Source organism: Clostridium sp. MB05 (genome assembly GCF_046581255.1).
GTDB lineage: Bacteria > Bacillota > Clostridia > Clostridiales > Clostridiaceae > Clostridium.
Window position 1 is genome coordinate 3,382,803 of record NZ_CP174370.1, and the last position, 24,573, is coordinate 3,407,375.

Genomic DNA, 24,573 nt, shown 5'->3' on the forward strand with positions numbered 1-24,573 from the left:
ACTAACAATTAATAATTTATTAAATATTTCTAATTAGGCCTTAATACATCAACTTATATTGTACAACTAAAAAGCCTACTTTGAAAGTAGACTTTCTAATTATTAATCTTAATTTATTCTAAATTTTTTTATAATATCAAATAACTCTATTGCAGCTTTCTTAGGTCCTTCTTTTTCTTGACCTTCTAATGCTAAACAAGTTTTTATTTGGCCAACTTTAACATTTCCTTTAAACATATTATCAAAGTACTTAGCTATTAGAATATCCATCTCCGCTTGTTTTTGTGCTGGTCCAAATGGATTTGCAAAATAACTTTCAACTAATCCCTTTTCAGAAGTTGTTCCTTTAGCCATTCTAGCTCCTGATTTAAATATCTTTATTGCTTCTTCAGGATTTTCAAAATAGTCAATTGAATTTTCCCCAGCTTTAACTTCTGTATAGTTATTAGCATATAAGAATAGATCTACTTCATACCCTTTTACTATCTCTTTATATGGAGCTACTGGCATAACTAGCCTTGCATTTATTTTATCTGGATTCATAAATATACTTCTATCAATTTCCTTAAATGCATATCCTTGATCTAAGTCATCTAATCTAACAAAAGCTCCAATTTCTGTACCATACCCAATGATTTTACCGTCAACATCTTTAAAAGTACCCATATCATCAAATATTATAGTCATATTACTTATATAATCTTCACTTAAAGTTCTAAATGCTTCTAAACTTTCTGACTTTCCAGCACCACTATCTCCCATAATTACAACATTAGCTGTATTTCCATCTTTAAGTTCAATATTAACCATAGCACCATGTATAGGTAGGTATCCTCTCTTAATCATTACTAAATTGTGTAATGTAAGAGTCATTTTCTTCATATATCCAAAGTAATCAATATTAACAGAATGATTTACATATCCTAACATAATGTCATTTTCTTTATCATCATAAAATACAGTTTTATCTTCATTTTCATCATCCGTTGCTCCAAATACATAAACTAAATCTGGTTTTCTACCTCTATATTCTTCACATCTAGCCAATTCAAACAAATTACATAAAGTTATTCCATGCTGCATGAAATCTCTATGGAAATATATAAAGGCTATAAGTTCTCCTACTTTAGCAGGATAGCAAAACCAATGATCTTTATTTAAAGAAGCATATGATAGTGGATTATGATCGATCTCTGTAAACATACCACTTCTTGTATTCTTCTTTGGATAAGTTATAAATGGACTTTCTAATAAAATACTATCAATAAACTCTATATCTTCTAAAGCTTCATAGCCATTTGGTAATGGCCATAAAATTTTATTAATTATTATAGAAGCATTTCCACTAACAGGAATTTGTCTGAATACATTTGCCTTAAATCCTAATGTATTCTTTTCTATTTTTCTATATAATTTTAATATTAAATTCGATAATGCTGTATTCGCCTGAGTAAAGCTAACTGCTGATAACCCATCTTGACGTTTGTTACTATGAATTATTGTATATCTTTCTAGTCTTCTCCAGAATAAATATACGTCTTCTATAAAAGCTATAAATCTATCTTTATCTTTAAATAAATCCTTATAATAAGAATTGGCTTCTACTATTTCTTCTACATTCATAACAGTACAATATTTAACTATCTTTGATAAATGCTTAGAAATTTCTGATATATCTTCTGTTTTTAACCCTTCTTTTAAATATCTCCAACTTAATGTCACTTTTTTCTTTGACTTCTTTAAATAGTTCTCTATAACCCTTCTGAATCCTTCACTTTCAACTAATTCTTCGAAAGTGCTACAATATTTAGCTGTAAAATTAATTAATACTTTATCATTACTTATTGAAAACTCTTTACGCATAAATAGCCCCCCTTTTTTTGAAATATATATAGGTTAAAAACTTCATTTTTCCATTAATTTTTTATATTATAACATAAATTATGCAAGTTTAGGAATAATCTTTTTTCATTTTCCAAAATTATTATGACTTTTCAATAAATTTAATTAAGGAAAACGTAATCACTCCTCTTTATTAAGTATATTTTTAAAAATTTATTAAATTCTCGAATTATTTTATGTATACAAGCATTAATATCTACCATATAAACGAATTTTATTCTCTATAATATAATAATAATATGTAAATCCTGTTAATTTTTATAAAAATAAACCACAATATTGTTTTTAATCAATACCATGGTTTATTTATTACTCTTGTCCTAAGTTTTCTGCTATTACTTCTCTAACTTTATCCATAAGACCTTTTTCTTGTTCTCTAGTTAAATTTTCTGTATATATAGGCTCTCCAAATGTAATAGTTATATCTATAGATTTAAATTTTCTATCTATCTCAAATGCTCTATAAGCTCCATCTATAGACACTGGTACTATTGGTGATTTAGCCATAGTTGCTAATTTCAAACTACCTTTTTTAAAGTCTCTTAGCTTTCCATCCTTACTTCTCGTTCCTTCTGGGAATATAGCCATGCTATAACCATTTTTTATATTTTCCGCCCCTTGTCTTATGACTTTAATGGCTTCTCTTGCATTTTCTCTATCTAATGGAACACAATTATATTGTTTCATCCAATATCCCAAAATTGGTGCTTTAGCCATTTCTTGTTTTGCAACAAATCCCATACATTTACCTACCGAATCTATAAGAAGTGGTATATCTAAAATACTGGTATGATTGCCTATATAGCAACATGGAACATTTGGAATATTTTCTTTTCCCTTTATTGTCACATTCATCCCTAGTGTTTTGTGTATTGTATATTTTGCCCACTTTTCACCAACTCGTCCACTGTACTCAACTCCAGCTTTTTTCCCTTTAGTCTTTTTTATATACCAAAGCTTTATACTTTTTAAATGCATATATATCATATACAAACCATAATTAAACACTTTAAAAAAACTCATTATTTATTCACCGCCATAATTTAATTCTTATATTATTATAAATGTATATATTTTTTTCTTCAATTATATTTTTATTTTATTATGTTTATAATATAGATATGCTATAAATTATGTATTTAATTTAGTTATTTAAATAAGAATTGTACTAAATTCAATTTAAGGAGATTAAAATTGAAGAAAAAATTAATTTATCTTATTTTTAACCTTTTTCTAGTAATATTTCTATTTCAATGCAGCTTTAAAAATAGTAAACCTGTATCAATAAATGATAATAAAAACATGAAAGTTCATTATATAGATGTTGGCCAAGGTGATTCCATATTAGTTCAAGTAAACTCTAAAAATCTGCTTATAGATTCCGGTTCTAGCACTTCAAAAGATAAGTTATTAAAATACTTAAAATCTTTGAATATAGATAAATTTGATTATATAGTAGCAACTCATCCACATGAAGACCATATAGGAAATATGAGCTATATAATTGATAAATTTAAGGTTTTAAACTTTTATGCTCCCAAAGTAGAAAGTTCAACAAAAGCCTTTGAAACCATGGTCGAATCACTAATTAGAAAAGATTTGAAAATTAAGGTTTTAAAAGCTAATGTAAACTCAATAGACCTTGGTGAAAATACTAAAGTAGAAGTTTTTTCTCCACTTTCAGAGAATTATGATGACTTAAATAACTACTCTCCTATAATAAAAATATCTTATGGTAGTACTTCATTTTTATTCACTGGTGATGCAGAGGAGTTTTCTGAAAAGGAGGTTCTAAATGCTGGCTTTGATTTGAAATCTGATGTGTTAAAAATAGGGCATCATGGTTCTTCTAGCTCCACATCAAAAAATTTCTTTACTGCAGTAAACCCTTCTATTACAGTAATCTCTGTTGGAAATGATAACAGTTACGGACATCCCACTAATAAAGTATTATCTCTTATTAAAGAAACTTGCATTTATAGAACTGATAAAGATTGTAATATAGTAATTACCTCTGATGGAAACTCTATAAAATGATAGATGCTCCTAAAATTTTAGGAGCATCTATCATTTAAGAATTTATTCTTAAATTAATATTTAAATCTATTTTAACTCTTCTAATGCATCCTTTTGTTCACTTGATAATATATTCTCTTCTTCTTGTTTATTTAAGTCTTCTTGTTTATTTACATTATCCTCTGTATTATTACTCTCAACTGCTTTGTCAACTTCTTGCTTTTCATTTTGTTCTTCTTCTGAATTTACATACTCTTTCCATTTCATATATATGCTATATAAATTAGTAACATCTTGCTCATTGTATAAAAGGATTGTTTCTATCTTTTCTTTAGGCATTCTTAAAATATATTCTCTATCTTTTAACACCTTATTGAAAGTTTTTGCTAGATTAGAGCCACTAATAAGATCTCCTTCTCTATGAATCCCGAATTCCTTCTCCAAATTTTTCAATCCTATAGAGTGTCCCTTTTCCTTTTCATACTCTCTTTGAATATCTATATCTTCAAATTCCTTAGAAAAATTAAATTCTATTCTATATTTTTTAAACAAATAATTTATTACTGTATAATCATTGTTTCCTGAGAAAGTAACAATTGCTTTTTTTCCTTTTCTTTTCATTTTCAAAAAATATCTTTTAGCCAAATCTAATATTTGTATTACTTCCCCTTTATTTTCTATCATATACTGAGTAACATATAATTTATTTTTTTCATAAATACAAGCTCCAAAAACACCTATACATTTTGGTTTTTTATAAACATAGTGTTCTAAATCAAAAAATATTAGTTCTTCAGGAGGCCTGTTAATTATATTAGTTTTTAGCATGAAATCTCTTGCTAAAGAATCTACCTCTATTATATTTTCTCTAATAATCACGTTACCACTCTTTCTTCCTTATCATTATCACCTTTAAGTTCCTTAGTTTATCTTATAATATTATATCACCTTTTATAACAATGTAAAAACAAATAAAATTTAAAATCTTTCTACTTATATAATATTATGTAAGTTATTATATGTTCTTTTTAAGATAATTATATTTAAGTGATTTACAATTTTCTACTGATAACTTTTTTCAATTAATAACAAAAAGTATTGACTATTTTTTCACACTTTGATATTATAATATTATGATAATGATTTTCAATACGAGGTGGATGGTATGAGTCTATGTGATTTAAATTTGGGAGAAAAAGCTATAATAAAATCTATAAGTGGTGATGATAAACTTGCTAAAAGATTATTAGCGCTAGGTTGCATCGAAGGAACTGAAATTGAACTTAAAAGAGTGGCTCCTTTAGGTGATCCAATAATAGTTAACCTTAGAGGGTTTGATTTAGCAATTAGAAAAAGTGACGCTAAAAATATATTTTTAGCTGTATAGGGGGAATACGAATGACAACAGTAGCACTACTTGGAAATCCAAATGTAGGGAAGACTACACTTTTTAATTATTTAACTGGTTCTAATCAAAAAATTGGGAACTGGGCTGGAGTTACAATTGATAAAAAAGAAGGTTTTTTTAGTAATATTAAAATGGTAGATTTACCTGGTATATATGCCATGGATACCTATTCTAATGAAGAAAAAATTTCTAAAGCCTTTTTAGAAACTGATGAAGTTGATGTTATTTTAAATATAATTGATGCTTCTAATATAGATAGAAATCTTTATTTAACAACACAATTAAAGCAGTTTAAAAAACCTATCATATTAGCTATAAATATGATAGACGTAGCAGAAAAAAAAGGTATTAATTTAGATTACAATAAACTATCAGAGCTTATGCAAGTAACAGTAATTCCAATAGTAGCTTCTAAAGCTCAAGGAATTGATGCTATTAAAAATGCATTAGAATCTGGTAATTTTTTAAGAAATGTAGATGATAATGATTATCAATTCAAAGATGAAAAAGAAGCTTATGCATTTATTGAAGATATGCTTAGTAAATGTAACAAAACTGTAGATAAATCTAAAACTACTTTTAAAGATAAGTTAGATAATTTCTTATTAAATCCCTTCCTTGCATATCCAATATTTATAATAATAATGGCATTAATGTTTCAAATTACATTTGCATGGATAGGACAACCTTTATCTGATCTGCTAGATGGATTATTAAATGATTCACTTTTACCTTATCTATCAGATTTATTATCTAATACATCTCCATGGTTCCAATCACTTATTGTTGATGGTATCGTGGCTGGTGTTGGAGGAATAGTTGTATTACTTCCTATAATTCTTGCATTATTTGCTTGTATTTCTGTACTTGAAGACAGTGGTTATATGGCCAGAGTTGCATTTATAATGGATAAACTAATGAGAAAAATGGGTCTTTCAGGTAAAGCTTTTATACCTATGATTGTTGGTTTTGGTTGTACGGTTCCCGCAATAATGTCCGCTAGAACTTTAGAAAGTGAAAAAGATAGAAAACTTACCGCATTATTAGTTCCGTTAATGAGTTGTAATGCTAGATTACCTGTTTACGCTGTATTTGCGGCAGTATTTTTCCCTGACTATGTTGGATTAGTAGTTGCTCTTTTATATTTACTAGGTGTTATATTAGCATTTATTTTAGGAATAATATTTAAGAATACTTTATTTAAAAAGGATGAAGAACCATTTATTATAGAGCTACCTGAATATAAAACTCCTTCATTAAAAAGTGTAGGTAAGCAAGTTTATGAAAAAGCTAAAAGCTTTTTAATTAAAGCCGGAACTATAATCTTTGCTATGAGCGTTGTTATTTGGTTCTTATCAAACTTTAATTTTTCTGGCATGGTTGATGTTAATGATAGTATTTTAGCTTCAATTGGAAACATAATAGCTCCAGTATTCAAACCTTTAGGTTTCGGTAACTGGCAAAGTTCAGTATCACTACTAACAGGATTATTAGCTAAGGAAACTGTTGTTGCATCTATGGGAATCATATTTGCTGGTGATTTAACCTTAATGCTTCCAGCATATTTTACAGCTGCATCTGCAATATCTTTCTTAGTATTTGTTTTACTATATACTCCTTGTATATCAGTTATAGGTGCGATGAAGAAAGAATATGGAGCAAAATTCACTTTATTTGCAAGTTCTTATCAACTAGTTCTAGCTTGGGTAGTTTCATTTATAGCATTTAACATAGCTAAATTATTTATATAAAAGAAGGTGTTTCTGTGGAAATATTAATTACTTTAATTATTGTAGCCTTCGCTGGTTTTACAATATATAAAACTGTAAGAAAATCTTCTAAGGGTGGCTGTAATTGTGGCAGTTGCTCTAATCATTGCCCAATGTATGAAGATAAGGAAAATGGAATTAAACTTGAAAAGAAAAAATAGTAAAAGGCTTAAGGGAATTTATTTTTTGTTCCCTTAAGCCTTTTTAACATTAAACTAAATTTTATCTGCAAGCTTTACTAATTCTTCATTTTTCTTCATTAATCTTTCATAATATATTTTTATAGTTGCAATTGTTGGTGATGCAAGAAGCATTCCTAAAGCTCCATAGAATCCCCCACCTACTAATACAGCTAAAATTATGAAAAATGGCCTAACACCTACTTTATCACCAATTAATTTAGGATCTAGATACCATCCATCAAATAATTGTAATACTAGTAAAACTAAAAATACAATTAATCCTTTTGTTGGTGATACAAATACATTAAATAAAAATCCTACTATTTCCCCAATAAAAGGTCCAAAATATGGAATCATATTAGTTACTCCGACGATAACAGCTAATAGAAATGCATACTCTGATTTCACTATAGTTAACAGAACCAATGCCATAGCCGCAATAATTGATGAATCTATAGCCTTAATACCTATATAAGTACCTACCATATTATGATATATTCTAGTAGCCTCAATTAATTTTATAGCTTTTTTCTCTTTTAATATTAAAAATAATACTTTTTTAGTTTCTCTTATTAGTCTGTCTTTATCAACTAAAACATAAATTGAAATTAATAATCCTAAAAATATTTTTACTAATTCACTTGAAATTTTAACTATATAATTTAATGAACCTTCTAATAAAGCTACTGCCATTGCTCCAATTTGAGTTATAACTTGATTAATATTATCCATAGTTCCTGTAGCAGATATAATTTCTTTTATTGATTCATTATTTAAAATTTTATTTAGCCATCCTTGAGCTTCTTGGATGTAACTTGGCATATTCTTAGTTATATCTATTGCACTATTTACCATATTAGGAATAAAGTATACAGAAGTTAATGCTACTAAAGCTAATAGTAATAAGTATGCACTAAGTATTGCTAATCCTTCTTTTAAATTAAATTTTCTTATTATTAACTTTACTAAAGGATTTAAAACATATGCAAATATTAATCCGTATATGACTGGTAAAAGTAATGACCATAATTTATTTAATATATTGAAGAAATACGAATAATTTTCTATTATCTTAAATCCTACTAAGCCTATCAGTAATGATAAAACAATAGTTATTAATAAATCTTTATTTTTTATATTTTTAAAAATAGTATCCACTCCTCTCTTCAATTTTCATTGATTATATCATAATAATACTTTAAAGTCTTCAACAATATTATTCTCTTTTATACTTTCCTCGAAAATACATTAAGGGATACGACTTTACGTATCCCCTTGAAATTATCTACATTTTATCTACTACTTCTATTCCTAATAATTCTAAAGAATTTTTTATAACTTGACATGTAGCTTTAACTAAATTTAGTCTAGCTTCTTTTAATTCTTCGTCCTCTAAATTTAATACTGAATGAGCATTATAGAATTTATTAAAGGATTTAGCTACTTCAATTGCATATCTTGTAACGATTGAAGGTTCCAATTTTTCTATAGCTAAATGTATTTGTTTTGAAAATCCTTCTATTACTTTTACTAACTCAAATTCTTCTTTAGAAGTAAGCTTAGAGTAATTAGGATTTCCTTTTAATTCTCCTGCTCTTGTTAAAATACTATTTGCTCTTGCATATGAATATTGTACATAAGGACCTGTTTCTCCTTCAAAAGAAAGCATCTCCTTCCAGTCAAATACTATATCTTTTTCTCTTGAATTTTTTAAGTAAGTAAATACTACTGCTCCAACGCCAATCTTTTTAGCAACTTCCTCTTTATTTTCTAAGTTTGGATTTTTTTCATTTATAGTTTCTATAGTTTTATCTATAGATTCTTTTATTAAATCGTCTAATAAAATTACTTCTCCCTTTCTAGTTGAAAGCTTTCTGTCTGCAAATTTTACAAGACCAAATCCAACATGAATACAGTCTTTTGCCCATTCATGTCCTGCAAGCTCTAAAACCTTAAATACTTGCTTAAAATGTAGAGCTTGAGGAGTTCCTACAACGTATATACACTTATGAAAATCATAGTTTTTCCTTCTATACATTGCTGCTGCTAAATCTCTAGTTGCATATATTGACGCCCCATCACCTTTAAGAACTATACAAGGTGGCATGTTATACTCATCTAGCATTACAACTTGAGCTCCATTACTTTCTACTAGTAATCCCTTTTCTCTTAATTCATTAACTACTACATCCATTTTATCGTTGTAAAAGGCTTCTCCAGCATATGAATCAAACTTGACGTTAAATATCTCATAAATTCTTTCAAATTCTTTTAAACTTAAATCTCTGAATCTCTTCCATAATGCCTCTACTTCTTTATCTCCATCCTCTAATGCTTTAAAATAAGCTCTTCCTTCATCTTCAAGGGAAGGTTCTTTTTCAGCTTCATCATGGAATTTAACATATATTCTTAAAAGCTCATCTATTGCATTTTTCTCTAATGCTTCTTCATTTCCCCATCTTTTATAAGCAGATATAAGCTTTCCAAATTGTGTTCCCCAATCGCCTAAATGGTTTATTCCTTCAACATTATATCCTTCTTTTTTAAATAATTTATATAAAGAATTACCTATTGCAGTTGTAAATAAATGTCCAACGTGGAATGGCTTTGCTATGTTAGGTGATGAGTATTCCACGCAAACAGTTTTTCCATCTCCTACATTAGAAGAACCATAATTTTCACCTTCAGTTAAAACTTTTTCAATTGTATTCTTTGTAAAGACACTTTTATCTGCAAAAAAGTTAACATAAGGTCCCACATTTATTATTTTTTCAAACCCATTTTTATTTATTTTTTCTGCTAATTCTTCTGATATCATATTAGGTGCTTTTCTAAAAGCTTTAGCTAATTGGAAGCATGGAAATGCATAATCTCCCATTTCACTTTTAGGTGGAATTTCTATAAGTTTTTCTATACTCTCAATATCCATATCAATATGATTACTTATCGCTTCTGCAACTTTCTTTTTATAATCCATTTTTATCCTCCTTAATTTATGCTGATTTATAAAAATAAAAAACCGTCTCTTAATAATTAAGAGACGGATTAAATTCCGCGGTACCACTCTGATTGCATAAAATGCCACTCAACGCTTTAACGCAGCTATACGAACTATCCTACTTATAATTTTCAGTAGCTATCTCCAAGGCTCTCTTCCTAATATTTTATCTTATAAGGCTTACACCAATTCCTTACTCGCTTAAAGAATCAAATATAGTACTCTTCTCTTCATAGATAATAAACTTATTACAATTTAATATAAACATTATACATAAATGAAACTTTTATTGTCAACCTAAAAGAGGTTTATATATAAATATATTTAGTTAACATATATATGTTTCAATTAATAATTTACATCATTATGGTTTCATAAGATTAAAAGTTAATAGTCTTATTTAAGTAAAATGGCAAAATTGAAAGCATATATATTTTTAAATTTTTTTATATAAGTTGCTGAAATACTGACTTTACTTAAATACTATCAATTTCAAAGATAATTTAGTTAAATTTAAAATATTTATTGCAACTTATATACTTTATTAATTAAAGTGATATAATATCTATAAATAAAATAATTTTCATAGTATTTATTAAAGGAGTTTATATGGATAGGGTTGGTATTATTGATATAGGTCCGAGTTCTCTTAGACTTATGTTAACTGAAGTTAATGAAAATGGATATTTTAAAATAATAGACGAATTAAAAACTTCTATTAGATTATGTCACGATTTAGTTACTGATTATGGCATTTGTAATGAAAATTTTAAAACTATACTTTCTACATTGCGTGCATATAAATCTCTTTGTACTGTTTCTGGAGCAAATAAAATATTTGCTGTAGCTACAGAATCTCTAAGAGAAGCTAAAAATAAAGATGTACTTCTTCCCCTTATAAAAAAAGAGTTAGATATAGATATAAGAGTTTTAAGTTGTGATGAAGAAATTTCTTATAATTTCCTTGGTATAAAAAGAAGTATTTATATTGAAAATTCTTTAATGGTCGAAGTTGCAGGGACAGATACCCACTTAGCATGGGTTCAAGGTGATAAAGTAATAAAAAAAATTACTTTACCTGTAGGAAGTGTTAATTTAACTTATAAATTTAATTTAAAAGATAGAATATCTACACAAGATTTAAATGATGCATTTAGCTTTATATCATCTCAACTAAATGATATAAGTTGGCTTACAGAAACTAAGTTTGATTCTATAATTGGAATTGCATCAACAGTTCGAAATATAGGTAAAATAGATAGAGTAAGAAAAAGATATCCTTTTGATATACCTCATAACTATGAACTTTCTGACTTAGATGTTCAAGAAATATTCAACTTATTAAAATGTAAGGATTTTAAACAAAGACAAAAATTAGAAGGAATTGAACCTGAGCTTGCTGATATTATAGTTGGTGGTACAGCAATTTTTAAGAAAATTGCAAACCTAGTTCAATGTAGTAAAATAATAATATCTGGTCGTGGACTTAGAGAAGGTTTGATGTATGAATATCTACATAGTAAATACTCTATACCAAATGATATCTTAGATTACAGTATTACTGGTATATTAGACACTCTAAACAGTGATAAAAATCATGCTTCTAATGTATTTAATCTGACTTTCAACTTATTTAATGCATTAAAGCCTTTGCATCATCTAGGAGATGAATTCTCACATATAATAAAAACATCTTCTATGCTTCATGATTGTGGAATAAGTATAAATTATTATGGTCATCATAAGCATTCATTTTATATAATATTAAATTCTTATATAAATGGCCTAACACAAAAAGAAGTACTTATGAGTGCTGCTATTGCTGCCTCTCATAGATTTAATAGTTATCAAACTCCTTTAGCTCCATTTTCTTCAGTAATAAATCAATTAGATTTAAGGTCTGTTAAACTAATCGGAGTTCTTATTAAAATAGCAGAAGGTTTAGATAGAAGCCTTGTTGGTGCAGTTAAAAATCTTAATGTCAATTTTGACGAAGAAACTGTAACACTTAAGGTTTCTTCAGATATAGATGTAGATTTCGAAATTCGCCAAGCTTTAAGAGCTAGTGAGAAATTTAAAGAAATCTATGGCAAGGAACTTATAATAGAGGCAATTTAAATATTTAATAAAAAAATACAAAAGTGGATTCTTATTGAATCCACTTTTTATATTAAAATATTATTCCTACAATTAAAAACGATATAAAGCTAAACAAGTTATATATTAAGCTAGATGGTATTTGCAATATATATTGTCCTGCTAAAACTACTCCTAAAAGTATAAACATTTGATATTGATAAAGCTTATCTGCAACTTTATAGAAATTTTTAGGACTTATTTCTCTAAATAATTCAAAGCCTGCAAGTCCAGGTATTGGAATTAAGTTAAATATAAATAGATTTATATTTATTATAGATATAAATTTTAATGCTATAGCAATAATGCCATATGTTGATGAAGACGTAAACCTATAACCTATATTAGTCCATATAGCAAATATAAATACCCCTAAAAATCCTACTAATAAATTTGCAAGAGGTGCTGCTAAAGTTACCTTTATTGCATCCTTATAACCTCTTCTATATGCACTTGGATTAGTATCTACAGGCTTAGTCCAACCAAATCCAACTAATATTATCATAACAAACCCCATTAAATCTACGTGAGCTGCTGGATTTAAAGTTAGTCTCCCTTGAAATCTAGGTGTTTTATCACCTAATTTATCTGCCATTTTCGCCTTTGCATAACCTTGTGCAGTAAAAGCTATTAATATTGCAGGAATACTTAATATTTTAGTTAATAAATAATTTGACATATTTCACCTCCCTATTATTTATCTTATGATTATAACATATTTATTAAATTAAATACCTGTTGTTTACATTTTTTTAATAGAAAGAGCTTTACTGAGTGTAAAGCTCTTAAAATACTTTTTTATTACCTTTGCGTTCCACCTTCTGGTGTTCCACCTCCTGGCGTTCCACCTCCTGGTGTTTCACCTCCTGGTGTTCCACCTCCTGGTGTTCCACCTCCTGGTGTTCCACCTCCTGGTGTTCCACCTCCTGGTGTTCCACCTCCTGGTGTTCCACCTCCTGGTGTTCCACCTCCTGGTGTTCCACCTCCTGGTGTTCCACCTCCTGGTGTTCCACCTCCTGGTGTTCCACCTCCTGGTGTTCCACCTCCTGGTGTTCCACCTCCTGGTGTTCCACTTCCTGGTGTTCCACCTCCTGGTGTTTCACCTCCATTATTATTTTCTTTATTATTACCTGGAGTTGATTCAGGAATTTTATCTGTATTTTTATCATTAAAATCTTCTGGTTTTATGTTATATATAGAATTATATCTAGCCTCTTCTGCATTATATCTTGCTGCTACATTTTGAACTGCTAATAAATCAAACTCATCTGGATTTGGTAGCTTATTATTAAATATAAAATCATGTAAAACCTTTATGTTTTGATCAAAGTCTATTAATAAGCACCATCCCTTATCTTTATACAAGTTATCTCTTGCAATAAGATCAGCTTGTGGTATTTGTAATTGTTCAAAGTTTAAATCTGGTAACTTATAAATTGTATATGCTAAGTTTAATGCTTCTGGAATATCTATATTAGTTTTAACTTGCTCTGCTAAAGTATTAGCTACTCCTACATATTTTAATGGATTAACCTGTTTTAACTTAGAAGCAATTTGATATAAGACCTTAGTTTGTCTTTCTCCTCTTTCAAAGTTTCCATTTCCAACATATCTTATTCTTGCATATGATAAAGCTTGCTGTCCATTTACTTTTTGAAGTCCAGTTTCTGTTATTGGTGGTGAATGTACGCCTGTTGATTCACCTATATATTTATTTACTTCCTCTATCTCATAATCTTTTATATCTACCTCTATTCCACCGATTTCATCTATTATAGATTCAAATCCCCAAAAATTCACTATAATATATTTGTCTAGCTTTAAGTTAAAGTTTTCTTGTATAGTTTCCATTAATAAAGCTGCTCCACCTTCTGCTCCACGAAGATTTCCCTTTTCATCTTGTTCAGAACTACCAAAAGCAAAGGCTGCATTTATCTTATTTTCTCCATACTCGGGTATATTAACTAGTGTATCTCTCATTATTGTAGTTAACTTAACTTTTTTATTGTTATTATCCAAAGTTGCTATAATAATAGAATCTGATCTAGCTGGTTCATCCAAGGTTCTTCCATCTGTCCCAATTAATAATACATTTGTAATTCCATCTACTTCTTTGTAACTAGCTTGATTTTTACTTTCGGGTTTATATTCAACATAAATTTTATTTCTAATATGATTATAATACCCCCATACTACTGCTATAATTATTGCCAGTACACTCAATATAGATACTAATATAATTTTCTTTTTTTTATTCTTTTTCTTTTTATTCTGCCTTTTTTTCTTTAATGAATCATTTTCGCTCATCCTAATTCCTCCCTTTACCTTACTATTATATAACCAAGGCTTATATTCTTACAACAATATTCATTCTATTATACCAAATTAATTTGTAATATTTGTTACAAATTAATAACAACCGATGATCTTCACTAATATATTATAAATTATTTGCTTTATAAATATAAAATAAACTCATATTATATACTTCTTACATAATATATATAATTTTTTAAATTTTATGGTTTAATTTAACATTTATTTGTTAATAATAGGAATAAGAGGTGATAAATATGGATAATTTAAATAAAGAAAACTCAACATTAAAATCTCAAAAACAAAAAAGAAATTATAATAAAAAACAAAAAGCTGCTATATTAGTTTCGGTTGTCTCCTTATTAGCAATTTGCTTTTGCATAAGTTATTTTATTACTGATTATTTTACTAATCCTAATAAAGGATCAAACAATAGTTTTTTAAATGAAACTGTATATAGTGAAAATGCTAAATATTTAAGTGATAATATCTACATTACCCTTAAAACTGGTGATAATATAGATATGTCAGAAACCTTACTTAACTTAAAAGATACGTTAACTTTAAATGAAAATCTTACTAAAGATGAATTGTCACAAGAACTCTCAAAACAAGGATATGTACTATCGGAATGGGATAGTAATAAATTAGTTTACAAACGTGATAGCGTTGCTAATGTTATTCTAGAACCAAATAAATATTATTTAGGTGAAGAAAATGGTTATATTAGTTTATTTAAAACAGATGAAACTGGTAACATAATTGAATCTCAAAAGAAAGTTTATTCAGATTCTAAACCTATATCAAATTTACCTGAAATAGATCAAAACTATATAAAAGAAAATAAATTTTCTTTTGATAAAAGAGAAGAAGCACTTCAAAAATTAAGTGAAATGATATCATAAATAAATACTCAATAAATAAAAAGGAGCATTAGCTCCTTTTTATTATCTTTAATAAAGAATAACAAAATTTATTAAGGGAATAAATAAACTATATATTAGATTTATTTAAGAGGTTATAAATAATTTAAAATCGAGATAGGAATTATAATTTTTTCTTTCTATTTTGATTTTTTTTCACATTTTAAGACAAAAAAGTATAAATATAATATATATTTATTTAATATTTTCTTCATATACTTAAAAATTATATAATTGTAATAATTTTTTTATATTTTTTTATTTACATATTAGTTTTAAGCTATTAATATATATTTATTGCCCTAAAAAATTTATTCCAAATCGGAGGTTTGTTTTATGAATATTAGTATTATTGATATGCCTATATTCTATGGATGTGATAATCCTGGAGTTGAAAATGGGCCAAAAGTTTTAAGAGAGAACAACCTTCTAGATATCTTTAATAAAAGCCACCAAGTCTGTGATATGGGCGAAGTTCATGTAAAAAATGTTTCTTCAAATGATAAATACGCAGCTAATGACAAAATGAAGTATTTAGATGAAGTTGTGAGATCAAATGTTGGACTAGCTGATAAAGTTTATGAGTCTTTAACAAATTCGTACCTTCCTTTAGTTATTGGAGGAGATCACTCATTAGCTCTTGGAAGTATCGCTGGCTCAAGTAAATTTTTTGCTGAAGATCTTGCAGTAATTTGGGTGGATGCTCATGGTGATATAAATACACACGAGACTTCCCCATCTGGAAACATTCACGGAATGCCTTTAGCTAGTTCCATGGGATTTGGTCATGAAATTTTGACTAACCTTTATTTTTCTAGTAGAAAGGTTAAACCTGAAAATGTATTTTTATTAGGTTGCAGAGACTTAGATTTAGGTGAACTTGAATTAATCAAGGAATATAATCTTAATGTATGGACCATGGAAGATATTAAAATCAAGGGCATAGAATTGGTCTTAAAGGAACTTTTACAAACTATAAACAAGAAAAATATAAAAAATATTCATTTTAGTTTCGATATTGATAGTTTAGATCCTTCATGTGTTCCTGGAACTGGAACTCCTGTTGATGATGGATTATCCTTCTCTGAAGGAAAGCAGGTAATCGAAACTATTATTAACACTTCATTAGTAAGAGCAATGGATTTTGTAGAATTTAATCCAGACTTAGATGATAATAAAAGAACATTAGAAACATGTCTTGAATTATTGAAAGTTATATCTAACGCTTTTGAAGGTAAATAAATTTTAAAATAGCTAATAGTTCTCTATTGGCTATTTTTTATTATTTTAATTTCTTAATTAACTGAGGTTATACACTTTATAACTTACGACTTTTTTTTAATTTTGTGTTATTATATAATAAGTAAAACTAATCTTTGGAGGATAAAATGAAACTATTATTTTTTGATACTGAAACAACAAGTATAAAACCAGGTAATATTTGCCAACTAAGTTATATAGTTATAGATGCTTCAACAAAACCACAAAAAACTACTGGAAAGAATTTTTTCTTTACTGTTGATAGTATGGACGAAGGTGCTGAAGCAATTCATGGATTTTCACTTGAAAAATTATATGATCTTTCAGAAGGTAAAGAATTCTTAGATTGTGTTCATGAATTTATGCCTGATTTTTTTGATGCAGATTTTATAATTGGACATAATGTTCAATTTGATATAAAATTTCTAAAACATGAATTACAACAACTTTGGGAAGCTGGACTTATAGATGCTACATGGGAGCCTAAAAATACATTTTGCACTATGGCATACTACAAATCACTATGTAACCTACCTAGTCCATCTGGCAATATAAAAAATCCTAAACTTTCAGAAGTTATAGATTTTCTTCAAATCAATGAAGAACAAATAAGTAATAAATCAAATGAACTTTTTGAAAGTAGTGGAAATTATCATGATGCACGATTTGATACAGCTGCAACTTATTTAACTGTTATACAAGGAATGAGGAAAGGGCTAATTCCAGCTGGATATTTTTCTAACTTGATAAAAAAGTAATATTTAGCACATAAATATTTATATATAAATATAGCGAAAAACTCTCTATTTAAAAATAGAGAGTTTTTCGCTAAGCTAAACTAAATAAATTAATATTAGAATTCCTTAAAAAACTTTTCTTTTAAGATTTTGCACTTTTCTTTATCCATTGCTGGAGTTTCTTCTAATCTATATTTTATTCCTAATGATTCATATTTATTTACACCTAATAAGTGATACGGTAACAATTCTACTTTTTCAACATTTTCTAGTGAATCAACAAAGTCTTTAAGCTCTAACATATATTGATCACTATCTGTTTTCCCTGGTACAACAACCTGTCTTATCCAAAGCTTAGTTTTAGCTTTTCTGCAATCATCTAAAAATTTATTTGTTTCATCTATTTTGTAACCAGTCATATCTTTGTAACCTTCTTCAGATAAATGCTTCACATCATATAATACTAGATCCGTGTATTTTAATATTTCTTCATAATTTCCAAAACCAACACCTGAAGTGTCTAAACATGTATGTATTCCTTCTGCTTTACATAACTTAAGTGCTTCTAATAAAAATTCTGGTTGTCTAAGTGGATCTCCACCTGAAAATGTAACTCCACCACCAGAAGTTGTAAAATAGCTTTTAAATCTTTTTATTTTTTTTACCAATTCTTCAGCAGTATACTCTATTCCACCCTTTTCATTCCATGTATCTGGATTATGACAATAAAGACATCTTAATGCACACCCTTGAAAAAACACGACTACTCTTATCCCTGGTCCGTCAACAAGCCCCATACTTTCAACTGAATGAATCTTACCTTTTAGCATATTTATCTTCTCCTCTATTTTGGACAATTGCCAATAAAACTTATTTTGTCTTATTCATTATAATTTGTATATAATAAATTGTCTATTATTAAAAGATCCCTATCTTTTTGCACAATTCTTTACTTACTTCTTCTCCTGCAAGCTTTTTAACAATATCTACACATAACTCTATACTTCCCATAATATTAGAAGCAAACATTAGCTTTCCGTTGTCAACAAAAGATCTATTTACTTTGACTGTCCCCTTTATTTCCAAATTAGATTCTGGTATTAACACTCCGTCCATATCTTGAAAGTCTCTTAAAAAATATAATCCATTAGAAAATGTCGTTATATAGTCACAATTATTATATGCTGATACTACATATCTACTCAAATTGTTAGCATTTATATGATTATCTAATTTATTTCCTCCTGGTATCACTAGTATATTAGGCTTGTCTATATCTTCATTAAAATTTTTATCAATAATTATAGACATATTATTTATATTTATATTTTTCTTATCTGATATAGAGTATATTTGAAAGTAATCTTCCCTTAATATTTCATTTACCTTACTAAAGATATTAAAAGGTATTGAGTATTCTAACATATCCATGTTATCGTATGCTAAAACAGCTACTGATTTCTTATTACTTATCTTAAAACTTAAAAAATTCTTTTTAGTTAACTTATATGTTGATTTATTTTTAAAGCTACTTATTTCATCGAATCCTATTTTCTTTAATAATTTCTTAGATTCATTTGTTATTACTGTATCTATTATAGCTTCTCCACCAAAATCTAAAAAATAATATTCTAAGATTAACCTTAATGCCTCTTCACCATAACCATTTTTTCTATAACTATGATGGATTTTTACATTAACTCTAGCCACCTTAGTTGCGGAATTATATCCATGAAAACTAACTTCTCCTATAGTCTTATCATCTGAAGTATAAATAAGACAATAAAAATTTTTCCCATCCGAAGGCTGCACCATTTTATTATAAAACATCTCCCACTTTTCTCTTGGAAATGAATAAGTTCCTCCAGCCTCAACCATATTTTCTTTATCACCCCATAGATTTTCCACAAAAGATAGCTCATGAAACTTAGGTTGTCTTATATAAATCTTTTTACCATTTCTTCTATACAAATTAAAGTTTTTACTCATTTTATCACCCATTGATATTTACTTTATTCTTCCAGATAATATATAGTCTACTATCTCATAAATTTATTCTTTTATCAAGTAATCTACCTCTAATGCAATAATGAAGTAATTTAAAATTAATATTTTATTAATAATATTAATTTATATCCAAATGTTACTAAATAAAATTTAAAATAAAAAACCTTTTAATTTTCAATCAAATTCTTTACTTAGTATTAGTAAACTTCAAGTGTTGTTTTATTAAACTCAAATTTATTATAATCTACTGTACTTAAATAGAACCAATACTTTGAGCGAAAAAAATATTTAAAATTTTCTATATAATTTTTATAAAAAAATATTGATTTATACACAATAAATATATATAATATCTATTGTTTGTTTAGTAATTTTAAACTTAAGGTTTAGTATTATAAAATTTAAAAAGGTAGAAGGTGTAATTGTGGAAATAGGTGAAAAGATACGAAGATTGCGTATTGAAAAACAATTAACTCAAGAAGAACTTGCTAATAGATGTGAGCTCTCAAAAGGATTTATATCTCAAGTTGAGAACGACTTAACCTCTCCATCAATAGCAACTTTAATAGATATTCTAGAAATTCTTGGAACTAATCTTACAGAATTTTTTAGTGATGCTAGTGAGGAAAAGGTTACTTATACATATGAAGATATGTTTGAAACTGAAAATGAAGATTTAAAGTACAAGCTTATGTGGCTTATACCTAATGCTCAAAAAAATGAAATGGAGCCAATTATGATAACTTTAGAACCTGGTGGTCAATATGTAGAAGAGGAACCTCATGAAGGTGAAGAGTTTGGCTTTGTTTTATCTGGAACTATAATATTACATTTAGGTAAAAAGAAATTTAAAGTAAAAAAAGGCGAAAGCTTCTACTTTAAACCTAGATCTAATCACTATATTTCAAATGGAGGAAAAACACAAGCTAAAGTAATTTGGATAAGTACTCCACCATCATTTTAAATCTATAGAAAGAGGTGTTTATTTTGGAACAAAATATAATTGAAATTAAGGGTGTTTCTAAATCTTTTGAGGATAACTGCGTTTTAGATAACCTTACATTAAACATCAAAAAGAATGAATTTTTAACATTACTTGGTCCAAGTGGATGTGGAAAAACAACAACATTAAAAATTATTGCTGGCTTTGAAGATGCTGATAAAGGTGAAGTTTTATTTAATGGAACTGATATCTCTACTTTACCTCCATATAAAAGGCAAGTAAACACCGTATTCCAAAAGTATGCATTATTTCCTCATATGAATGTATATGAAAATGTTGCATTTGGATTAAAAATTAAAAAAACTTCTAAAAATGAAATAGATAAAAAAGTTAAAGAAATGCTTAAACTAGTTTCTCTAGACGGCTTTGAAAAAAGAAGTGTAGAATCTTTAAGTGGTGGTCAACAACAAAGAGTGGCTATTGCAAGAGCCTTAGTTAATGAACCTAAAGTTCTTCTTTTAGATGAACCCCTTGGTGCTTTAGATTTAAAACTTAGAAAAGAAATGCAAATTGAACTTAAAAGAATACAACAAAGGCTTGGTATAACATTCATATTTGTAACTCATGACCAAGAAGAAGCATTAACAATGTCAGATACTATAATAGTTATGAATAAAGGTAAAATACAACAAATGGGTTCTCCTGAAGATATATATAATGAACCTGCTAATGCCTTTGTTGCTGACTTTATTGGTGAAAGTAATATATTAACGGGTACTATGCTAGAGGATTTTAAAGTTGAATTCTGTAGTAAAACATTCGAATGTGTCGACAAAGGTTTTGAAAAAAATGAATTAATAGATGTAGTTATAAGACCAGAAGACATAAAAATTGTATCTTCTGATAAAGGAATGTTAAAGGGTACTGTAAAGTCTATAATTTTCAAAGGTGTTCACTATGAAATAGAAGTTGAAGAAGGAAATAATAAATGGATAATTCATAACACTAAGTTTGCCGAAGTAAATTCAGTTATAGGATTAGATATCTACCCAGAAGATATTCATATTATGAGAAAGGTTTCTAATAATGAGTAAGGCAAAAAAAACTAATGAAAATTTTGCTGCATCTCCTTTTATAGTTTGGAGTGCATTATTTATTGTAATTCCATTATTAATAGTTTTATTCTTCGGCTTTACTATAACTACACCTGATGGAAATTATGCATTTTCCTTAGAAAACTTTACAAGACTACTTCAACCTCAATATATAAAAGTTTTTACAAGAAGTTTGTGGCTTGCTTTACTATCTACATTATGGTGCTTAATTTTAGGATACCCTGTAGCTTATATTATATCTAAAATGAAGCCTTCTAGAGCTAGTATTTTAATAATGCTGTTCATAGTTCCAATGTGGATGAACTTTTTACTTAGAACTTATGCTTGGTTACCTATCTTAGGTAAAAATGGATTTATAAATAATATCCTTGGTTATTTGGGGGTAGGTCCATTTACATTCTTGTATAATGATGGTGCCGTAATTCTTGGTATGATATATAACTTTCTACCATTTATGGTTCTTCCAATATATACTGTACTAACAAAAATGGATAAAGACTTATTAAATGCTGCTGCTGATTTAGGTGCTAATAGAAAAGAAGTTTTTAGAAAAATAGTTCTTCCACTAAGTATGCCAGGAGTAGTCTCAGGAATAACAATGGTATTTATGCCTGCTGTTTCTACCTTTGTAATTTCAAGATTACTTGGTGGTGGACAATATATGCTTTTAGGTAACTTAATAGAGCAACAATTTACTATGATGGGAGATTGGAACTTTGGTTCATCTATCTCTATATTTATGATGATAATAATATTAATTTCTATGGCTATAATGAGCAAGTTTGATAATTCAGATGCTAAAGAAGGAGGCGGTCAATTATGGTAAAAAAATTTGAAAACTTTATAAAAAAGTTTTATTTATTACTTATATTTATATTTTTATATACACCAATAGTTGCCTTAATAGTATTCTCCTTCAATGATTCTAAGACTATGGGAAAATGGTCTGGCTTTACATTAAAATGGTATGGGGAGCTTTTTAATAACGAAAGAATCATGCAAGCTTTATTCTTTACAGTTGTTATTGCAATTATTTCATCTATAGTAGCTACAATAATTGGTACACTTGCTGCAATTGGAATAAATAAAATGAGAGGCCCTAAGAAAGCTCTTTTATTAAATATAAATTATTTACCTGTATTAAATCCAGATATAGTAACTGGTATTTCTTTAATGAGCTTATTCATTTTTATTAGACCACTTACAAAATTAGATTTTGGATTTACTACTATGCTACTTGCTCATATTACATTTAACATTCCCTATGTTATATTAGCTGTATTACCTAAGCTTAGACAGCTACCTGAAAATATTGAAGAAGCTGCACTAGATTTAGGTGCAACTCCATCTTATACATTAAGGAAAATAATATTACCTCAAATTAAACCTGGAATTTTCGCTGGTATGTTAATGGCTTTTACAATGTCTATTGATGATTTTGTTATTAGTTTCTTCACAGCTGGTCCAGGAGTTACAAATCTTTCAATTGAGATATATTCTATGGCAAGAAGAGGTATCAAACCTGAAATTAATGCCCTTTCAACTTTAATGTTTGTAACTGTATTAACTCTTCTATTAATTGCTAATAGAAAAGAATTTACATCTAGAGGTGATAAAATTGAAAAAGCTTAAGAAGTCAATTGCTATTTTATCTTCATTATTTTTAATTTCTACTTCTTTTGTAGGCTGCAGTAATGAAGAAAATAGTTCAAAGAACAAAAGAACTCTTAATGTATTTAATTATGGTGACTATATAAATGAAGATTTAATAGCTAAGTTTGAAGAAGAAACTGGAATTGATGTAATATACGATACCTATGAATCAAATGAAATTATGTATCAAAAAATAAAAAATAGTCCTGGCACCTATGACTTAATTTTTCCTTCTGATTATATAGTTGAAAAAATGATAAGTGAAGATATGTTAGAAAAAGTTGATTTTAATAATATTCCAAACTTTAAAAATATAGGTGATGACTTTAAAAATCTTCCTTATGATCCTAATAACGAATATTCAGTTCCTTATATGTGGGGTACAATAGGAATAATATATGATGCTGATAAGGTTGATGAACCAGTAGATAGTTGGGATATTTTATGGAATCCTAAATATACAGGTGAAATATTTATGTTTGACTCCATAAGAGATACACTTGCTATTTCATTAGCCAGACTTGGTTATTCATTAAATTCAGTAGATAAAAATGAGCTTGATGACGCTGTAAAAGAATTAATAAAACAAAAACCTTTAGTTCAATCTTATGTTATGGACGAAGTTAAAGATAAAATGATAAATGGCGAAGCTACTTTTGCTACAGTTTACTCTGGTGATGCTATATTTATTCAAGAAGAAGCTCCAGACTTAAATTTACAATATGTAGTGCCAAAAGAAGGTTCCAATAAATGGTTTGATGTTATGGTTATTCCAAAAGGAGCTCCACATAAATCTGAAGCTGAGGAATTTATAAACTTTCTATCTGATCCTGAAAATGCAAAGGAAAATGTTGAGTATATAGGATATGCTACTCCTAATAAGGCTGCCTATGAACTATTAGACGAAGAAACTCAAGAAGATGAAACAGTTTATCCTCCTGAAGAAGTCCTTGATAAGTGTGAAATATTTAAAGATTTAGGAAATAAAATTAAGCTTTATGATGATGCATGGTTAAAAGTAAAAATAGACTAAAAGGGGTACTTTATGTAACCCCTTTTTACTCTTTATGAAATTATATTTTTATATTTATTGTTGATAAGTATTGTAAGATATTTAGTTATTAAAGTTATCTACTAAAGAGTAAAAATATTAATATGGTTCGCGTGCAAGATTTTCCTCAGGCAAGCTTCAGAAATGCACATGCGAT

Annotated in this window: 22 protein-coding genes and 1 other annotated feature; of the genes, 13 read left to right on the top strand and 9 right to left on the bottom strand. The window is 27.8% G+C overall.

The genetic code is table 11. From position 1 onward, the window contains the following. Positions 1-108: 108 nt before the first annotated feature. Both ACH36K_RS15855 and ACH36K_RS15860 read right to left on the bottom strand, forming a co-directional pair. Positions 109-1,863, bottom strand: a complete 1,755-nt coding sequence (locus tag ACH36K_RS15855; RefSeq protein WP_411168569.1) for a phosphoenolpyruvate carboxykinase — start codon at positions 1,861-1,863, stop codon at positions 109-111. Between the two features lie 348 nt (positions 1,864-2,211). Continuing rightward, positions 2,212-2,925 (bottom strand): lysophospholipid acyltransferase family protein, encoded by a 714-nt coding sequence (locus ACH36K_RS15860; RefSeq protein ID WP_411168570.1) that lies wholly within the window; start codon positions 2,923-2,925, stop codon positions 2,212-2,214. A gap of 171 nt (positions 2,926-3,096) precedes the next feature. Here ACH36K_RS15860 and ACH36K_RS15865 point away from each other — a divergent pair, with 171 nt between their 5' ends. Beyond that, positions 3,097-3,939 (top strand): ComEC/Rec2 family competence protein, encoded by an 843-nt coding sequence (locus ACH36K_RS15865; RefSeq protein ID WP_411168571.1) that lies wholly within the window; start codon positions 3,097-3,099, stop codon positions 3,937-3,939. 66 nt (positions 3,940-4,005) lie between these two features. On the opposite strand, the gene ACH36K_RS15870 is transcribed toward ACH36K_RS15865, so the two are convergent. Next, on the bottom strand, positions 4,006-4,797 hold the full coding sequence (locus ACH36K_RS15870) for a ribonuclease H-like domain-containing protein (protein ID WP_411168572.1): 792 nt from the start codon (positions 4,795-4,797) through the stop codon (positions 4,006-4,008). 286 nt (positions 4,798-5,083) lie between these two features. Here ACH36K_RS15870 and ACH36K_RS15875 point away from each other — a divergent pair, with 286 nt between their 5' ends. From ACH36K_RS15875 to ACH36K_RS15885, 3 genes are read left to right on the top strand one after another with little or no spacing between them, the layout of a single operon-like run. After that, entirely contained in the window at positions 5,084-5,305 is a 222-nt protein-coding gene (locus ACH36K_RS15875) for a ferrous iron transport protein A (RefSeq protein ID WP_411168573.1), read from the top strand. Between the two features lie 11 nt (positions 5,306-5,316). After that, positions 5,317-7,077 (top strand): ferrous iron transport protein B, encoded by a 1,761-nt coding sequence (feoB, locus tag ACH36K_RS15880; RefSeq protein WP_411168574.1) that lies wholly within the window; start codon positions 5,317-5,319, stop codon positions 7,075-7,077. Positions 7,078-7,091: 14 nt separating this feature from the next. Continuing rightward, positions 7,092-7,256, top strand: coding sequence for a FeoB-associated Cys-rich membrane protein (locus ACH36K_RS15885; protein ID WP_322388401.1), 165 nt, complete (start codon positions 7,092-7,094; stop codon positions 7,254-7,256). A 54-nt stretch (positions 7,257-7,310) separates the two neighbouring features. On the opposite strand, the gene ACH36K_RS15890 is transcribed toward ACH36K_RS15885, so the two are convergent. Both ACH36K_RS15890 and argS read right to left on the bottom strand, forming a co-directional pair. Continuing rightward, entirely contained in the window at positions 7,311-8,447 is a 1,137-nt protein-coding gene (locus ACH36K_RS15890) for an AI-2E family transporter (protein WP_411168575.1), read from the bottom strand. A 115-nt stretch (positions 8,448-8,562) separates the two neighbouring features. After that, positions 8,563-10,254 (bottom strand): arginine--tRNA ligase, encoded by a 1,692-nt coding sequence (gene argS / locus ACH36K_RS15895; RefSeq protein ID WP_411168576.1) that lies wholly within the window; start codon positions 10,252-10,254, stop codon positions 8,563-8,565. Positions 10,255-10,310: 56 nt separating this feature from the next. Next, positions 10,311-10,518: a binding site (T-box leader), on the bottom strand. A 366-nt stretch (positions 10,519-10,884) separates the two neighbouring features. Here argS and ACH36K_RS15900 point away from each other — a divergent pair. Continuing rightward, the gene (locus ACH36K_RS15900) at positions 10,885-12,393 is read left to right on the top strand and encodes a Ppx/GppA family phosphatase (RefSeq protein ID WP_411168577.1); all 1,509 of its coding nucleotides are present in this window, start codon (positions 10,885-10,887) and stop codon (positions 12,391-12,393) included. A gap of 52 nt (positions 12,394-12,445) precedes the next feature. Here ACH36K_RS15900 and ACH36K_RS15905 read toward each other — a convergent pair whose 3' ends face one another. Together ACH36K_RS15905 and ACH36K_RS15910 are read right to left on the bottom strand one after the other, a co-directional pair. Then, positions 12,446-13,090 carry a site-2 protease family protein gene (locus ACH36K_RS15905; protein WP_411168578.1) on the bottom strand — a complete coding sequence of 215 codons (645 nt, stop codon included), beginning with the start codon at positions 13,088-13,090 and terminating at the stop codon, positions 12,446-12,448. Between the two features lie 122 nt (positions 13,091-13,212). Next, the gene (locus ACH36K_RS15910; RefSeq protein ID WP_411168579.1) at positions 13,213-14,718 is read right to left on the bottom strand and encodes an LCP family protein; all 1,506 of its coding nucleotides are present in this window, start codon (positions 14,716-14,718) and stop codon (positions 13,213-13,215) included. A gap of 266 nt (positions 14,719-14,984) precedes the next feature. Between ACH36K_RS15910 and ACH36K_RS15915 the strand changes: the two genes are divergently transcribed. The 3 genes from ACH36K_RS15915 to ACH36K_RS15925 all read left to right on the top strand — a co-directional run bounded on the left by ACH36K_RS15915 (position 14,985) and on the right by ACH36K_RS15925 (position 17,668). Continuing rightward, a complete protein-coding gene (locus ACH36K_RS15915) occupies positions 14,985-15,632 on the top strand; it encodes a hypothetical protein (protein WP_411168580.1) in 648 nt (215 codons plus the stop codon). A 354-nt stretch (positions 15,633-15,986) separates the two neighbouring features. Then, complete coding sequence (rocF, locus tag ACH36K_RS15920; RefSeq protein WP_411168581.1) at positions 15,987-16,892, top strand: arginase; 906 nt, start codon at positions 15,987-15,989, stop codon at positions 16,890-16,892. Positions 16,893-17,038: 146 nt separating this feature from the next. Next, complete coding sequence (locus tag ACH36K_RS15925; protein ID WP_411168582.1) at positions 17,039-17,668, top strand: exonuclease domain-containing protein; 630 nt, start codon at positions 17,039-17,041, stop codon at positions 17,666-17,668. A gap of 95 nt (positions 17,669-17,763) precedes the next feature. On the opposite strand, the gene pflA is transcribed toward ACH36K_RS15925, so the two are convergent. Then, positions 17,764-18,477, bottom strand: coding sequence for a pyruvate formate-lyase-activating protein (gene pflA / locus ACH36K_RS15930; RefSeq protein ID WP_411168583.1), 714 nt, complete (start codon positions 18,475-18,477; stop codon positions 17,764-17,766). A gap of 88 nt (positions 18,478-18,565) precedes the next feature. Beyond that, positions 18,566-19,648, bottom strand: a complete 1,083-nt coding sequence (locus ACH36K_RS15935; RefSeq protein WP_411168584.1) for a GNAT family N-acetyltransferase — start codon at positions 19,646-19,648, stop codon at positions 18,566-18,568. 430 nt (positions 19,649-20,078) lie between these two features. On the opposite strand from ACH36K_RS15935, the gene ACH36K_RS15940 reads away from it, so the two are divergent. Genes ACH36K_RS15940 through ACH36K_RS15960 form a run of 5 tightly spaced genes read left to right on the top strand, consistent with a single transcriptional unit; the run spans position 20,079 to position 24,398 of the window. Beyond that, positions 20,079-20,618: a helix-turn-helix domain-containing protein gene (locus ACH36K_RS15940; RefSeq protein WP_411168585.1), complete on the top strand. Its 540-nt coding sequence runs from the start codon at positions 20,079-20,081 to the stop codon at positions 20,616-20,618. Positions 20,619-20,641: 23 nt separating this feature from the next. After that, the gene (gene potA, locus ACH36K_RS15945) at positions 20,642-21,691 is read left to right on the top strand and encodes a spermidine/putrescine ABC transporter ATP-binding protein (RefSeq protein WP_411168586.1); all 1,050 of its coding nucleotides are present in this window, start codon (positions 20,642-20,644) and stop codon (positions 21,689-21,691) included. After that, positions 21,684-22,538 carry an ABC transporter permease gene (locus ACH36K_RS15950; RefSeq protein WP_411168587.1) on the top strand — a complete coding sequence of 285 codons (855 nt, stop codon included), beginning with the start codon at positions 21,684-21,686 and terminating at the stop codon, positions 22,536-22,538. Before potA ends, ACH36K_RS15950 begins: the two co-directional genes overlap by 8 nt. Next, positions 22,532-23,344: an ABC transporter permease gene (locus ACH36K_RS15955; RefSeq protein ID WP_411168588.1), complete on the top strand. Its 813-nt coding sequence runs from the start codon at positions 22,532-22,534 to the stop codon at positions 23,342-23,344. The genes ACH36K_RS15950 and ACH36K_RS15955 overlap by 7 nt, the downstream gene beginning before the upstream one ends. Further along, a complete protein-coding gene (locus tag ACH36K_RS15960; protein ID WP_411168589.1) occupies positions 23,331-24,398 on the top strand; it encodes an ABC transporter substrate-binding protein in 1,068 nt (355 codons plus the stop codon). The genes ACH36K_RS15955 and ACH36K_RS15960 overlap by 14 nt, the downstream gene beginning before the upstream one ends. The last annotated feature ends 175 nt before the right edge of the window (positions 24,399-24,573 follow it).